Origin of the sequence: Streptomyces sp. NPDC101194, assembly GCF_044767885.1 — a bacterium.
GTDB lineage: Bacteria > Actinomycetota > Actinomycetes > Streptomycetales > Streptomycetaceae > Streptomyces.
Window position 1 is genome coordinate 163,843 of record NZ_JBIWOS010000006.1, and the last position, 13,566, is coordinate 177,408.

12 protein-coding genes are annotated in these 13,566 nt (G+C 69.9%); 5 read left to right on the top strand and 7 right to left on the bottom strand.

Translation table 11 applies throughout. The annotated features are described in order from the left end of the window. The first annotated feature begins 83 nt into the window (after window positions 1–83). Entirely contained in the window at window positions 84–758 is a 675-nt protein-coding gene (locus tag ACIRP2_RS23240; RefSeq protein ID WP_404253196.1) for an inositol monophosphatase family protein, read from the top strand. Between the two features lie 416 nt (window positions 759–1,174). Then, window positions 1,175–2,350, top strand: a complete 1,176-nt coding sequence (locus ACIRP2_RS23245) for a serine hydrolase domain-containing protein (RefSeq protein ID WP_404253198.1) — start codon at window positions 1,175–1,177, stop codon at window positions 2,348–2,350. A 19-nt stretch (window positions 2,351–2,369) separates the two neighbouring features. Here ACIRP2_RS23245 and ACIRP2_RS23250 read toward each other — a convergent pair whose 3' ends face one another. Then, a complete protein-coding gene (locus ACIRP2_RS23250; RefSeq protein WP_404253200.1) occupies window positions 2,370–2,978 on the bottom strand; it encodes a MerR family transcriptional regulator in 609 nt (202 codons plus the stop codon). A 105-nt stretch (window positions 2,979–3,083) separates the two neighbouring features. On the opposite strand from ACIRP2_RS23250, the gene ACIRP2_RS23255 reads away from it, so the two are divergent. Next, complete coding sequence (locus ACIRP2_RS23255) at window positions 3,084–4,343, top strand: MFS transporter (protein WP_404253201.1); 1,260 nt, start codon at window positions 3,084–3,086, stop codon at window positions 4,341–4,343. A gap of 237 nt (window positions 4,344–4,580) precedes the next feature. On the opposite strand, the gene ACIRP2_RS23260 is transcribed toward ACIRP2_RS23255, so the two are convergent. Both ACIRP2_RS23260 and ACIRP2_RS23265 read right to left on the bottom strand, forming a co-directional pair. Beyond that, window positions 4,581–5,852: an MFS transporter gene (locus ACIRP2_RS23260; protein WP_404253203.1), complete on the bottom strand. Its 1,272-nt coding sequence runs from the start codon at window positions 5,850–5,852 to the stop codon at window positions 4,581–4,583. Then, window positions 5,849–6,433, bottom strand: coding sequence for a winged helix-turn-helix domain-containing protein (locus tag ACIRP2_RS23265; RefSeq protein ID WP_404253205.1), 585 nt, complete (start codon window positions 6,431–6,433; stop codon window positions 5,849–5,851). The genes ACIRP2_RS23260 and ACIRP2_RS23265 overlap by 4 nt, the downstream gene beginning before the upstream one ends. A 405-nt stretch (window positions 6,434–6,838) precedes the next feature. Between ACIRP2_RS23265 and ACIRP2_RS23270 the strand changes: the two genes are divergently transcribed. Further along, window positions 6,839–7,954 carry an ADP-ribosylglycohydrolase family protein gene (locus tag ACIRP2_RS23270; protein ID WP_404253207.1) on the top strand — a complete coding sequence of 372 codons (1,116 nt, stop codon included), beginning with the start codon at window positions 6,839–6,841 and terminating at the stop codon, window positions 7,952–7,954. 87 nt (window positions 7,955–8,041) lie between these two features. Here the strand turns inward: ACIRP2_RS23270 and ACIRP2_RS23275 are convergent, their stop codons facing one another. Together ACIRP2_RS23275 and ACIRP2_RS23280 are read right to left on the bottom strand one after the other, a co-directional pair. Beyond that, window positions 8,042–9,613 (bottom strand): sodium:solute symporter family protein, encoded by a 1,572-nt coding sequence (locus ACIRP2_RS23275; protein ID WP_404253209.1) that lies wholly within the window; start codon window positions 9,611–9,613, stop codon window positions 8,042–8,044. 360 nt (window positions 9,614–9,973) lie between these two features. Next, on the bottom strand, window positions 9,974–10,756 hold the full coding sequence (locus ACIRP2_RS23280; protein WP_404253211.1) for an SDR family oxidoreductase: 783 nt from the start codon (window positions 10,754–10,756) through the stop codon (window positions 9,974–9,976). Window positions 10,757–10,836: 80 nt separating this feature from the next. Between ACIRP2_RS23280 and ACIRP2_RS23285 the strand changes: the two genes are divergently transcribed. Further along, window positions 10,837–11,676 carry a hypothetical protein gene (locus ACIRP2_RS23285; RefSeq protein WP_404253213.1) on the top strand — a complete coding sequence of 280 codons (840 nt, stop codon included), beginning with the start codon at window positions 10,837–10,839 and terminating at the stop codon, window positions 11,674–11,676. 328 nt (window positions 11,677–12,004) lie between these two features. Here ACIRP2_RS23285 and ACIRP2_RS23290 read toward each other — a convergent pair whose 3' ends face one another. Both ACIRP2_RS23290 and ACIRP2_RS23295 read right to left on the bottom strand, forming a co-directional pair. Then, window positions 12,005–12,211, bottom strand: coding sequence for a DUF397 domain-containing protein (locus tag ACIRP2_RS23290; protein WP_404253215.1), 207 nt, complete (start codon window positions 12,209–12,211; stop codon window positions 12,005–12,007). A gap of 256 nt (window positions 12,212–12,467) precedes the next feature. After that, entirely contained in the window at window positions 12,468–13,337 is an 870-nt protein-coding gene (locus ACIRP2_RS23295; protein ID WP_404253217.1) for a helix-turn-helix domain-containing protein, read from the bottom strand. Window positions 13,338–13,566 lie beyond the last annotated feature (229 nt).

The window sequence follows — 13,566 nt, forward strand, 5'->3', positions numbered from 1 at the left end:
CCCTTCACGACGCCGCTCAGGCCGCTGTGGACGCGGGGGTGGGATGGTTGGCCGGAGAAGGAACGACGGACCTGTGGACGCACGTGCGATTGAAACCTTCCGGTGAGGAGGTAACGGCCGCCGATGTCGAGGTCGAGCGCCGAGTCACGGAGGTTTTGGCGGACCGCACGCCAGACATCCCCGTCATCGGAGAGGAGTCGGCCACCGAGGGGCCGCTGCCGGCCAGATGCTGGCTGCTGGATCCCATCGACGGCACGATGAACTTCGCCCGCGGATCTCCGGGGTACGCCCTGTCGCTCGCGTACATGGAGGAGGGCTTGCCGCTGTTGGGCGTGGTCCATGCGCCGGTCCTCCGGCGTCGATGGAGCACTGGGGCCACAGCGCGGAAGACCACGCAGCCGCTGGCCGGTGCCGAGGCGCTCTCCCGGGCGGTCGTCGGACTGACGGGGACCGGCCGCGCGAATCCGCAGGCTGCACGGCTCATCGGCCACCTCTACAACGAGGCATACCGCATCAGGGTGCAGGGCGCGATGAGTCTTGATCTGGTCGGAGTGGCCGAGGGCTGGCTGGACGCCTGTGTATGCCTCCGCCCCAAGCCGTGGGATGTGGCGGCAGGGGCTGCCCTGGTTCGCGAGCGTGGCGCGGCGGTGCTGGGTTCGGGCGGGCGGGAGTTCACGCCGGATTCATCGGTTCTGGTCGCGGGCACCCCGTCGCTCGCCCGCGACCTGATCACTGTTTGGGAATCGCTCGTGGTCTGAAACTCCTGCCGCGGTCCTCCCACCCCGCACGGCATCAGGCGAGTCCTGCATCGCCGACGCCCCCGCGAGGGATGGGGTGGGGCGGGCCGGGGCCGGTTGTCGCGCGGAGCGGGGGTTCAGCGCTCGGCGGCGAGGCCACGAAGGCAGGACGGGCCGACCCGGCCCGCTCGACGCGGACCACTTCTGAAGGAGGGCCGACCCGTCGGCGACGCCGAGGGCCGCCGTGTCTGCGCATGTGCCGTGCGGGGCACCGGATGCCGGCAGCCCTCCCGCTCGCGCGCCTCGTCGGGCGAGCACGCCCGGGGGGTACCCCCACCTGGAAATGGGCGGGTAGCGGGATCACTCCGGGCGGCCGCGTCCGGAGATGCTGGGCCGTGCACACAGCCGATTCCCCTCGATTCCGCAGGAGTTGTTTCGTGCACGAGCAGGCATGGCAGAAGTTCCGTTCTCGCGCCGGGAAGCAGAGCGTTCGGCGCAGGGCTGTGTCGATCGCGGTCGTGGTGGCCGCCGGCGTCATGACGGTCGGCGCGTCGGCACCGCCGCCGGCATCCGCGACGACCCGGCCGGACACCGTCCAGCGGAGCCTGAGCGCGATGGTGCACAGCGACGGCATGCCTGCCGCGCTGGCGAGCGTCAGGGGCCGCGACGGCCGTACCCGTACCTACACCGCAGGGGTCGGCGACCTGGCCACCGGCTCGAAGGTGCCCAGGGACGGGCAGGTACGGATCGGCAGCGACACCAAGACGTTCACCGCCGTGGTCATGCTGCAGCTGGTCGGCGAGGGAAAGGTCGGCCTCGACACCGCGGTCGACACCTATCTGCCGGGCCTCGTACGCGGGGACGGGACGGACGGGCGCCGCATCACCGTCCGTCAACTGCTCCAGCACACCAGCGGACTTCCCGAGTACACCGACGACCTGGACATCGCCACCCTCCAGCACCGCTACTCCGAACCCCGCGAACTTCTCGACATCGCCCTCAAGCAGAAGGCCGACTTCCCCCCGGGCGCGAAATGGGAGTACAGCAACACGAACTACGTGGTGGCCGGTCTGATCATCCAGAAGGTCACGGGCCGGCCCGTGGGCGAGGAGATCACCCGGCGCGTCATCGACCGCGCCGGGCTGCGCCACACGTACTTCCCCGCCCCCGGCGACATGACCATCCACGAGCCCCATCCCAAGGGCTACTTCAGGGATTCGGCGGACGGGCCGCTGCGCGACTACACGGAAATGGACCCGTCCTGGGGCTGGGCGGCAGGCGCGATGGTCTCCACCAACACCGACCTCAACCGGTTCCACGCCGCGCTCCTCGGGGGCCGCCTCCTCCCGGCGGCCCAGCTCGCCGAGATGCGCACCACGGTTCCCGCCGACGACCTCGGCGACGGCGTCCGCTACGGACTGGGTCTGGCGAGCAGGCCACTGTCGTGCGGCGGTGTGTACTGGGGCCACGGCGGCGACATTCCGGGATACGAGACCCGGGGCGGTGCCACCGACGACGGACGCGCCGCCGGTGTCGCCGTGACCACCCAGCCGAACGACGAGGCAGCCAGGCGGAGGGTGGAGGACACCGTGGACACCGCTCTGTGCCGCTGAACCGACCACGGGACACCCGTCAGGAAGGTTCGGCCGAGCCTTCCGGGCGGGCTCCCCGGTACTCGTCCGGCTCGTTCAACTCGCCTGGATCGACCGGCTCGTTCGGTTCATGCGGCTCGCTCGGCTCACTCAACTCGCCCGGTTCGCCAAACCCGTTCAGCCCGTTCAGCTCGTGCGGCTCGTGCGGCTCGTCGGGCGGGAAGAAGTCCGTGATGTGTGGCGTGCCGCTCAGCGCGGCGTCGACCCGGCCCCGGATGTAGTCGCCCGTCATCGGGCAGGCGAGAGCATCGTCGGTGCGGCAGCCGAGCATGTGGTTCAGGACCGCAACGGCACGGTCGAGCTTCTCGATGCGCCGACGCATCGCGTCCCGCTGGGCGGTGATGAGCCCGAGGCGGTCCTCGACCTTCTCGCTGTCGACGATCGCGCTCGTCTCCGCGAGGGTGAGCATGCCGTCGTCGTGCCAGAGCTGCGCGTAGGCGAGCCGGGCGAGATCCTCGCGGGTGTAGTAGCGGACGCGCCCCCGGCGCACGCTGTGCCGGACGAGCCCGCGCTCCTCGTAGAACCGGAGCGCCGGGACCGTGAGCCCGAACGCGTCGGCGGCCTCGCTGATCGAGTACAGATCCTTCATGGGCACCTCCGCCGGGTTCCCCGGTCTGCCGCGGCCCCGCACGCTTGCGCTCAAGTTTACTTGAGCGTGAAAGCTGGCGGGGCAGCCGACCACAGGAAGGTTCCCGTGTCTGTTCCCGCGCCCGACCGCGCCGCCCAGCCCGCTTCGCCCGTCCAGGGTCCGCCGTCCCGAGGGACGTCCTCGGCCGCGGTCCTGGTGACCGGCTTCGTCCTCCTCAGCCTGAACACCCGCGTGGCGTTCGGGCAGCTCGGCCCGCTCGCGCCGGTGGCGGGCCTCGGGACCGGGACCGTCACCCTGCTCGGTCTGCTGCCACCGCTCTGCATGGGCGCGTTCGCGCCGCTCGCCTCACTGGTCCGGCGCCGGTTCGGGGAGGAGCGCGGCCTGTTCGCGGCCAGTGCCGTGCTGCTCGCCGGGGCGGTCGTCCGCGTGCTGGGACTGCCCGGCCTGTTCGTCGGCACGGTGATCGTCAGCATCGCCACAGCGGTGGTGAACGTGCTGGTACCGGTGTTCGTCCGCAGCCGCTTCGCCCACCGGCGGGTCGGCGTCATGATGGGTGTCTACGCCCTGTCCATGGGCGCCGGTTCGGCACTGATCGCGGCGCTGATGGTGCCGGTGTGGCAGGCGACCGGACATTCGTGGGAGACCGCGATGGGCCTCGCGGTGATCCCGGCGGCGCTCGCGGCGATCGGTGTCGCACCGCAACTGCGGGGATCCGCCGGTCCGGCACGGAAGACACAGCAGCCGACGGAGGCCCGGAGGGCCGAGGCAGCGGAACGGGGACGGGCCGGCGGTGTCCTGCGCACGCCGCTGGCCTGGAGCCTGGTCTCCTTCTTCGGCTTCCAGACGCTGCTCTTCTACACCACGCTCGCCTGGCTGCCCGCGATCCTGGTCGACGCGGGTGTCTCCGGGGCGACGGCCGGAAGCATGCAGTCGCTGTTCATCGTCGGAGTCGCCGTCGGTGGCTTCACCGTCCCGGTGCTGGCGGCCGCATGTACCGATCAGCGTCCGCACATCGTGGCGGTCATCCTGATCTGCGCGGTGGGTTACACGGGCCTGCTGACCGCGCCCGCGTCCGTCCCCGCCGTCTGGGCGCTGGTGCTCGGGGCCGGTCTCGGCGGCGGCCAGGCACTGGCCGGGGTGCTCTACGTCAAGCGGGGCAAGGACCACGACCATGTGGCGGCCCTGTCCACGGTCGCGCAGACCGGCGGCTATCTCCTCGCCGCCACGGGCCCGGCGACCGCGTCGCTGCTCCACGCGGTGACGGGGGCGTGGACCGTACCCCTCGTCACCGCCGTCGCCGTACTCGGACTGAGCCTCCTGGCGAGCCTGCACGCCGGTCACGACAGGCAGGCCGCGACGAGGTGAGGCGCCCCTCGCCCGGGTCCGGCGTTCGACCTTTGGCCGTGGTCGGCCCGTTGACCGCGTCCTTCGCCGTTCTTCGGACAGTGGGGCGGTCCTTGCGCGATCACGTCTTCTCGCCGAAGTCGACACCGATCACACCATGCACCCGCTGCTGGGCCCACGTTCGGCCTGGGCCGACCGCCCCGCCCCGTCCCGAAGAGTCCGCCCCGGCACGGGCCCCTGCAGGACCCATGCGGCGCGTCACGTCACAGCAGGACAATCGTTGCCCGACGCGGCACTACGAGCGGGCAGTTCTCGGATCCCGGCCACCGGGGAGCACAGGATCCACACCACGCTCAGCACCGCCCCGGCCGTGCCCACCCACAGCGCGGTCCGCAGCCCGGCCGCCTCCCCCAGCGCCCCGCCCGCCAGGGCTCCGAGGGGCCGGAAGCCATGGTTCAGAGTTCGGTAGGCGCCCGTCACGCGAGAGCGCAGCGTGTCGGGCACGAGCGCCGTCTGGAGCGAACCGGCCGCGATGTCGACGAGCATCACGCCGACGCAGGAGACGAATTCGGCGACGAAGAGCGTCCCGAGCACCACCGGCAACGCCCCGCCCGCGAGCGGCACCAGCATCAGCGGCACGGTGAAGAGGGCGAACCCCGCGACGATGGACGGTCCGACGCCGATCGCCCGGACGACCGCCCCGCTGACCACCGCCCCGATCAGCCCACCCACCGCAGCGACACTGAGCACGGCTCCGAACATGCCCGCGCTGAGGCCCAGTTGACGTGTCGCGTAGAGGACGAAGAGGGTGTGGAAGATGTAGTTGAAGAACTGCACGTTGCCCGACGCCATGAACATCGCGCGCATCGAGGGCTCCCGGAACACCCAGCGCATCCCCGCCGTGAAGTGCCCCTCGGCCCGCTCGACGGGCGGCGGCTCCACGGGCCGGATGCGCGCGAGCTGCCCGGCCGAGACGACGTACGTGAGTGCGTCCGCGAGTAGCGCCACCGGCGCGGTCAGGACCTGCACAAGCACGCCGCCCGCGCCGGGACCCGCGAGCCAGGCCATCGAGCGGCTGCCGTTGACCAGGGAGTTGCCGTCCACGTACTGCTCGGTCGGCACCAGCGACACGAACAGTGTCGCGTTGCACACCTCGAACAGCACCGTCAGCGAACCGATCCCGAAGGCCACGCCGTACAGCTGCCAGAGCGTGAGGGCGTCCAGCGCGTACGCCACCGGGAGCGAGACCAGCAGCACGGCTCGGGCCAGATCGGTGGCGATCATGACGTCCCTGCGCCGCCCGCAGCGGTCGGCCCAGGCCCCCGCCGGAAGGTTGAACAGCAGTGCGGGCAGCAGCTCGACGGCCTTCAGCCAGCCCATCTCCGCCGCGTCCGCCCCCAGGACGAGCACGGCGGCGAGCGGGATGGCGATCAGTGATATCTGGTCCCCCGCCAGCGAAACCGCCTGTCCCGTCCAGTACCGCCGGAACGCCCGGTCCCGCAGCAGCGCGGGTATCCGAGGCCGCTTCACGGCGCGTCCTCGGGAGCCACGTGGGCGATCCGCAGGAACTCCACGATGCGCGCGCCCTCGGGCCGCAGCGCCGGATCGTCGTTGCGGCCTTCGTACGTCTTCAGCAGTTCCCTGACGCGCTCGCGCAGCTCGACCAGTTCGCCGGCGGTCAGATACAGCTGGTGGTCGCCGAACTCCTCCGCCTCCCGCCACTCGGGCGGCAGCCGATGACGCTGTTCCATGGCACGCGTCAGGCGTTCGAAGTACAGCTCGGCCACCGTGGTGCTCAGCGCCACCGCCGCCTCGTCCACGGCCGTGTCGTCGGAGTGCGCCGGCCACGACGTGAACGTGGCCACGGCTCGCCACGGCTTCTCCCGGCCCTGCCCGCCGCCGGCCTGCTCGACCAGCCCGTACTTGGCGAGCATGCGCAGGTGGTAGGAGCAGCTGGCGACGGACTCGCCGATCAGCTCGGCGGCCCTGGTGGCCGTGGTGGGTCCCTCCCGGCGCAGCATTCCGACGAGCCGCATCCGCGTGGGGTGCGCATACGCGCGCAATGCGCGGGGGTCGCTGAGCACGGTCTCCCGCGCCGGCGCATCCGGCACGCCGGTGCGCTGCTCGTGGGGCTCAGGGGCTCCACATGATTCACGTGCCTGATCATTCTGGTCTCGACTCACCATCTAAAGGTATCTTTAGAAAGATTCCTTTGCCAAGGTTTCTTCCCCAACGCCTGCGCAGTCGGGACGAGCCCCCGCGTCACCGACGGCCATCGACGGTCCGGGGGTTGTCGAACGGGATGGGCCCGTGTACGACCGCTGTTCCGGCTGCTGTTCTGAGACTCGGAAATCCCCGGAGAATGCCGTTCAAAAGTGATCGCAGGATCTACTCCGTACATTCCGTTCAGGCTCACAACCGGTCGTTCCGGTTCGATTACAGTGCTGCGCGTCAAAGCTGCGCAGTCGTACGCGGACGGCTTCAAGGACGGCTTCCGCGGACGGGGGAGGGGCACGGTGAGCACAGGGACCACAGCTGTCTGGGGCCGTGCCGAGCAGCAGGACTTCCGCAGCCGGGTACGTGGGGCTCTGCTCGGCGGGGCCATCGGCGACGCGCTCGGGGCGGGTGTCGACGGACTCACGCTCGAAGAGATCCGGGCGGCCCACGGCGTCGACGCGGTCACCGACTTCGTACCCGCGCACGGCGGGCGCGGCATCGTCACCGCCGTCACGCAGCTCACCCTGTTCACCGTGGACGGGCTGATCCGCGCCCAGGTCCGCCGCGACACCGGCGCCTGGCATCCGCCCACCGATGTGCACCGGGCCCATCTGCGGTGGGCGGCCACGCAGCGCGACTGGGGGCCCGACGAGCGGCGCAAGGACAACGGCTGGCTCGCCCTGCAGGAGTGGCTCTACGCCCGCCGCGCCCCCGCCAGGGAGTGTCTGACCGGTCTCGGCGACACCACCATGGGCACCCTCGACCAGCCCAAGAACCCCGCAGCGCGGGACTCGGCCGCCCTCACCCGGTCCGCCCCGTTCGGACTGCTCGTCGGCTGGGAGCCCCAGCTCGTCCTCCAACTGGCCGTCGAGTGCGCCGCGCAGACCCACGGCCACCCCAACGCGCTGCTCTCCGCGGGCGCCCTCGCCGTCATGGTGCACGGGCTGGCCCGGGGCGAGACCCTGGACGGTTCCGTCCAGCACGCGCTGGCCCTGCTCGCCGAGCGCCCGGGGCACGAACCGGTCACCGAGGCGCTGAAGCGGGCCCTCGGCACCGTACGGCAGGGCATTCCGGGACCGGCCCTGATCGAATCGCTGGGTGCCACGGACGCCGCCGAGGAGGTCCTCTCCGTCGCCCTGTACTGCGCGTTGGTGGGCGAGGACGTGCGGCACGGGCTGCGGCTGGCCGTGAACCACGGGGGGCCTTCCGCGGCCACCGGATCCCTGTGCGGAGCGCTGCTCGGTGCGCTGCACGGCGAGACCGCGCTGCCCCCGGCCTGGCTCGCCGAGCTGGAGGGCCGGGCCACCGTCCTGGAACTCGCCGACGACTTTGCGATGGAGATGACCCAGGGGCCCGCCCTGCACAGCCCGTCGGCCGCCGCTCCGGGCTGGCTGACCCGGTATCCGCGCGGCTGAGACCTCGAACCACGGGTACGGGCGGGGTGCGGGCGCCGCCGCGGCCGTACCCCGTCCCTCGCCGCCTTCCCGTACCGACGGCGGGCCTCAGTCCTTCACGTCCTCCGTGACCGCCGCGTCCCCGGAACCGGCCTGCGCAGGAACCGTCGCGCCGGCTCCCGTGCCGTCACCGTCCGAGTTGATCTTCTCGATGACGGCGTCCCGCTCCGGGGTGTCCTCCGGTTTGACGAGGCCGATCACGATGTAGAGGACCAGCGAGATCGCCAGCGGCAGCGCCACCTGGTACTGCAGTGCGACGTCCGTCTTCGCCGAACCGTCGAAGTCGTAGTTGGTGAAGTAGAACGCCAGCAGGCCCGCCGCCCAGCTGGTGAGCGCCGCCGTCGGCCCGGACCTGCGGAAGCTGCGCAGCAGACCCAGCATGAACGGGATCGCGATCGGGCCCATCAGACCGGCCACCCACTTGATGACGACGGAGATGATGTCCTTGAACGTCGGCGAGTTGATCTGCGTGGCCAGCGCCATCGACAGGGCGAGGAAGCCGAGCGTGGACAGCCGCGCCGCCAGCAGCCCGGCCCGGCTTCCCCAGTTGCGCGCCGCATGGGAGAGGACGGGCGCGATGTCGCGGGTGAAGACCGCGGAGATGGCGTTGGCGTCCGAGGAGCACATGGCCATCGTGTGCGAGAAGAAGCCGACGACGACCAGGCCCAGCAGCCCGTGCGGCAGCAGCTGCTCGGTCATCAGGGCGTAGCTGTCCGAGGCGTCCGGCTTCTGCGCGTGGACCAGCAACGGGGCGCACCACATCGGGAAGAAGAGGACGGTGGGCCAGACCAGCCACAGCACGGCCGAGAGCCGCGCCGAGCGCTTGGCCGCGGCGGCGGACTCCGTGGCCATGTAGCGCTGGGCCTGGTTCCACATGCCGCCGTTGTACTCGAAGGTCTTGATGAAGAGGTACGCCAGCAGGAAGGTCACGGTGTACGGGCCGGCCGTCGGGTCGGTGTGGCCCTCGGGCAGCTTGTCCCAGACCGTCCACAGGGTGCTGACACCGTCGAGCTCGGCCATGGCGGTGACGAGCATCGCGACCCCGGCGAAGAGCTGGATGACGAACTGCCCCAGTTCTGTGAGCGCGTCGGCCCACAGGCCGCCGACCGTGCAGTAGACGGCGGTGATGCAGCCGGTGATGAAGATGCCCTGGGTGATCGAGATCCCCGTGAAGACGGAGAGGAGGGTGGCGATGGCCGCCCATTTGGCGCCGACGTCCACGATCTTCAGCAGCAGACCCGACCAGGCGAGTGCCTGCTGGGTCGGGATGTTGTAGCGGTTCTTCAGGTATTCGAGCGGGGACGCGACGTGCAGCCGTGACCGCAGTCGGTTGAGCCGGGGCGCGAAGAGCTGGGCGCCGATGCCGATGCCGATGGCGATCGGCAGCGACCAGGTCACGAAGGAGGTGACGCCGTACTGATACGCGATTCCGGCGTAACCGGTGAACATCACCGCGCTGTAGCCGGACATGTGGTGCGAGATGCCGGACAGCCACCACGGCATCCTGCCGCCGGCCGTGAAGAAGTCGCTGACGTTGTCCACACGCTTGTGGGACCAGAGCCCGATCGCGATCATCACGCCGAAGTAGCCGATGAGCACGACCCAGTCGAGACTGTTCATGTGTCCCCTCCTGGGGTCCGCCTTATGAACGGGTGTGCACTTCGTCAGTGAGGCCGCTCAGCGGTGTCCCCGTGCGGGGGCGGGGACTTCGGGGATTGAACCGCCTGCGCGGCATCTCGGTCAAGGTCTCCACGGTCAGGGATGTGAACGAAGGTCAGTAAGGCGAACGTTTTTACTTCTTCTTGACTCACGTGGGCGTTGTCGCGAACGTGACGGCGGCCACACGATGAGCGGGCACTTCGTCAGGCTGTGCAGAGCGTCAGAAGGACCGTGGAGCACAGAAAGACCGCACGGGATGCGGGTCCCGTGCGGCCGAGAAGGAGGGGAACTGGCCCTGCGAGCCGGTCGTGCGAACCGGCCCTACCGCATCAGCTCGCCCGCGTTGACCAGCAGGGACTGCCCGGTGATCGCCCGCGCCCGGTCCGAGGCCAGGAACGCGACGGCCTCGGCGACATCGCCGTCCGTGGCGAGGTCCGGAAGCGCCATGCGTTCGGTGAGCCTGCCGAGCACCTCGGCCTCGGGTACGCCCTCGGTGTGCGCGGTGAACTGCACGTACGCCTGCACCGGTGGACCCCACATCCAACCGGGCAGCACCGTGTTCACACGGATCCGGTGCGGGCCGAACTCCCGCGCCATGGAGTACATCGCCGAGGTGAGCGCACCCTTCGATGCCGCGTACGCCGCCTGTTGCACCTGGGACGGGGCGGCCACCGAGGACTGTGTGCCGATGACGACCACGGCCCCGCCGCGTTCCTTGAGGCCGGGCAGGCAGGCGCGCGTCATCCGCAGCGTGCCGAGCAGATTGACGTCGACGACGGACTGCCAGGTGGCGAAGTCGGCGTCCTCGATCCCGCCGAAGTAGCTGTCCCAGGCGGCTACATGGACCACCGCGTCGATCCGCCCGAACCGTTCCAGCGCCAGTGCGGCGAGCGCCTCGCACTGCGACTCGTCCGTGATGTCGGTGGCCAGACGGGCGGTGTGCAGGCCGTCCGGATCGATCTCCGCGGCCGACTTGGCGAGATTCGCCGCGGTGCGCGCCCCGAGCACCGCGTTGCCGCCGTCCCGTACGACCGTCGCCGCGACCTGGTGTCCGAGCCCGGCGCCCACGCCGGACACGATGACGGTCTTCCCCGCGAGCAACATCGGTGGCCTCCCGGCTCTGGCAGTTCTTCTGACGGGGCGTCAGAGTAGGACGCCGCTGCGGAGTACGGAAGGGGAACGGCATGAGCGACGAGACGCGGAGCGACACCTACGCCGAACTGGCGGCGCTGGGACCGTACGGAGTCCACCCCGGCCATGCGCTGATCACCATGGTCGAACCGCACCCGGGTCATGAGTACGCGTACAACCGCTGGTACGAGGACGACCACTACTACGCGGGCGCCATGGCGATGCCCTGGATGTTCGCGGGGCGCCGCTGGGTCGCCACCCGGGAGCTGCGGGAGCTGCGGTACCCGGAGAAGTCCGCGGTGGCCGAGCCGGTCGGCGCCGGCTGCTATCTGTCGACGTACTGGGTGACGGACGGGCGCTACGACGACCACATGAAGTGGACCGTCGGAATCAACAAGCGGCTGAACCGGGACGGCCGGGTCCACCAGGGCCGGACCCATGTGTTCACGTCGTTCCAGGACCACGAGGCGACGGTCTACCGGGACGGCGCCGCGGGGCCCCGGGACTTCCACGCGCTCGACCACCCCTATCGCGGGCTGGTCCTTCAGGTGATCGACAGCGAGGACGCGCAACGGCGGGCCGAGTTGCTGGAGTGGCTGCGCTCGCGGCATCTGCCGAAGCGGCTGAACGGCTCCCCGGCGGCGATGGTGACCGTATTCCGCCCCACGCCGCTGCCGGGCGACCGGATGACCTATGTGAAACAGGTCGAGGGCGTCGACACCCGGCTGACCCTGCTGTGGTTCCTCCAGGAGGACCCGCGGGACTGCTGGGCCGGGCACTTCACCGGGCTCGACGCGATGGTCGCGGAATCAGGCCTGGGACGGGTGGAGTTGGTGGCGCCGTTCATCCCGACGGTGCCGGGCACCGACCGGTATGTCGATCAACTGCGCTGAACACCCGCTCGTTCCGCCCGGTATTCCCGGTCGGACGCGCCCCGGTGCATTTCCCGCAGTGCATTTCCCGCCGGCCCCCGTCGGACATTCCTCGACCGGCCCTTCCCGGGGCGGTCATTCTTTGGCGTAGCCCTTTCCGGGGCGATCGTTGTCGTTTCCGCCGATGTGCCCCGGTGTCCGGCGACGCGTATGCCGGTAAAAGCGCGCCCCGGGGCGGGAATTCCCCGGGGCAGGCATCGAGCACTCTCGGCCAGGACGGCGGGCCGGCCGAGAGGGCTGCACGCGACACCGGAACCGATGCTGCGATGTGAACGGTGGAGAGCAGCGGTCAGGCGTCGATGGCGCCCTTGCCGATGTCACGCACGAAGGCGTTCCACGCGGCGGGGACGAACGTGATCGAAGGACCCTCGGGGGCCTTCGAGTCGCGTACGGCGATGGCCTGGGCAAGAGGGGACTTGACTTCGACGCAGGCGCCGTTGCCCCCGGAATACGAGGACTTCGTCCACTTGTCCGTAGCACCCTGACGAATGGCCATGTTCACTCCGGTTCAGAGAGTCGTGTGAAGGACACCGACAGCTTTCCGTCAGTGCTTCATTTGGCGTGATCGACGCTACTCGTCAAGTCCCTTGGGTGAAGGGGCCGTTCACTCGACCGGATGGTATATACAAGCGAGGTCTTCCCCTGCGGGCGGGCGGCGGTGTACCTTACCGCCGCCCTTCCCGTTGCATCACTTCATTTCCCGCATACCGGACCATTGGGCTGTCCGGTTTTACGCGCCGACGTGCCGGGTTTCACGCAGCGGATCCGTCGGCGTACTTCTTCGCGATGTCGCTGATGAAATGCCGGGTCTGCTCCACGTTCAGTGCCTGGGCGCGCAGGTGCTCGTACATGACGCTGTACCGCTGCACGTCGTTGGATTTCTCCAGGTAGAGGTCGCTGGTGACGCCCTCGATATAGACGACGCTGGAGTCCGCGGCGTCCGGGAATTCCAGGACGGCGTACTGCCCGTTGATGCCGGGGTGCGCGCCCATTTCGAACGGGAGGACCTGCACGGTGACGTGCGGCAGGCGCGACAACTCGACCAGTTGCTCCAGCTGTTCGATCATCACCTGCCTGCCGCCGACCAGTCGGCGCAGCGCGGACTCGTCGATCACCGCCCACAGTCGCAGCGGATGCTCCGGGTCGGTGATCCGGTCCTGGCGGCGGGCCCGCACTTTGACGCGCTTGTCGATCTCGCTCGGCGGGGCCTCCGGCAGGGCGCCGCTGATCAGCGCCTCGGCATAACTCCGCGTCTGCAGCAGGCCCGGTACCACCTGGGGTTCGTACACCCGCAGCGACTCGGCATCCGTCTCCAGACCGATGTAGACGCTGTACGGGATGTCGCCGAAGGCGTGCCACCAGCCCTGCTGGCGCGAGTCCTTGGCCATCTGCATGAGCGAGTCGACGACCCGGTGGTCCTCGACCTCGTACACCCCGCAGAGATCGCGTACGTCGCGCTGGCTGATGGAGCGCCGGCCGTTCTCCAGGCGGCTGATCTTCGACTGCGACACCAGCAGCCGCTCCGCCACCTCCTCGGCCGTCATACCTTTGAGTTCGCGCAGTCGACGCAATTCCTGGCCCAACCGGCGTCGCCTGACGGTGGGGTTGACATTGGACGGCACGGAAACGGCACCTCCGGCTGTGTAGCTGTGCGTATCTACTTCTGAGCAGATTGCCACCCCTGCCCCCGGCCGCGCTGGAAAACGGATACACGCAAGCGCGCGGGGCAGCCGTGATTCCGGCTGCCCCGCGCTTGGTGCGGCTCCCGAACCGGGTCTTGGGGACGACGGTGCGGCGGTATTCGATTGGTCCGTCCGTGCCGTTGATGCGGCCGCGCCGTGTGGTGCCGTG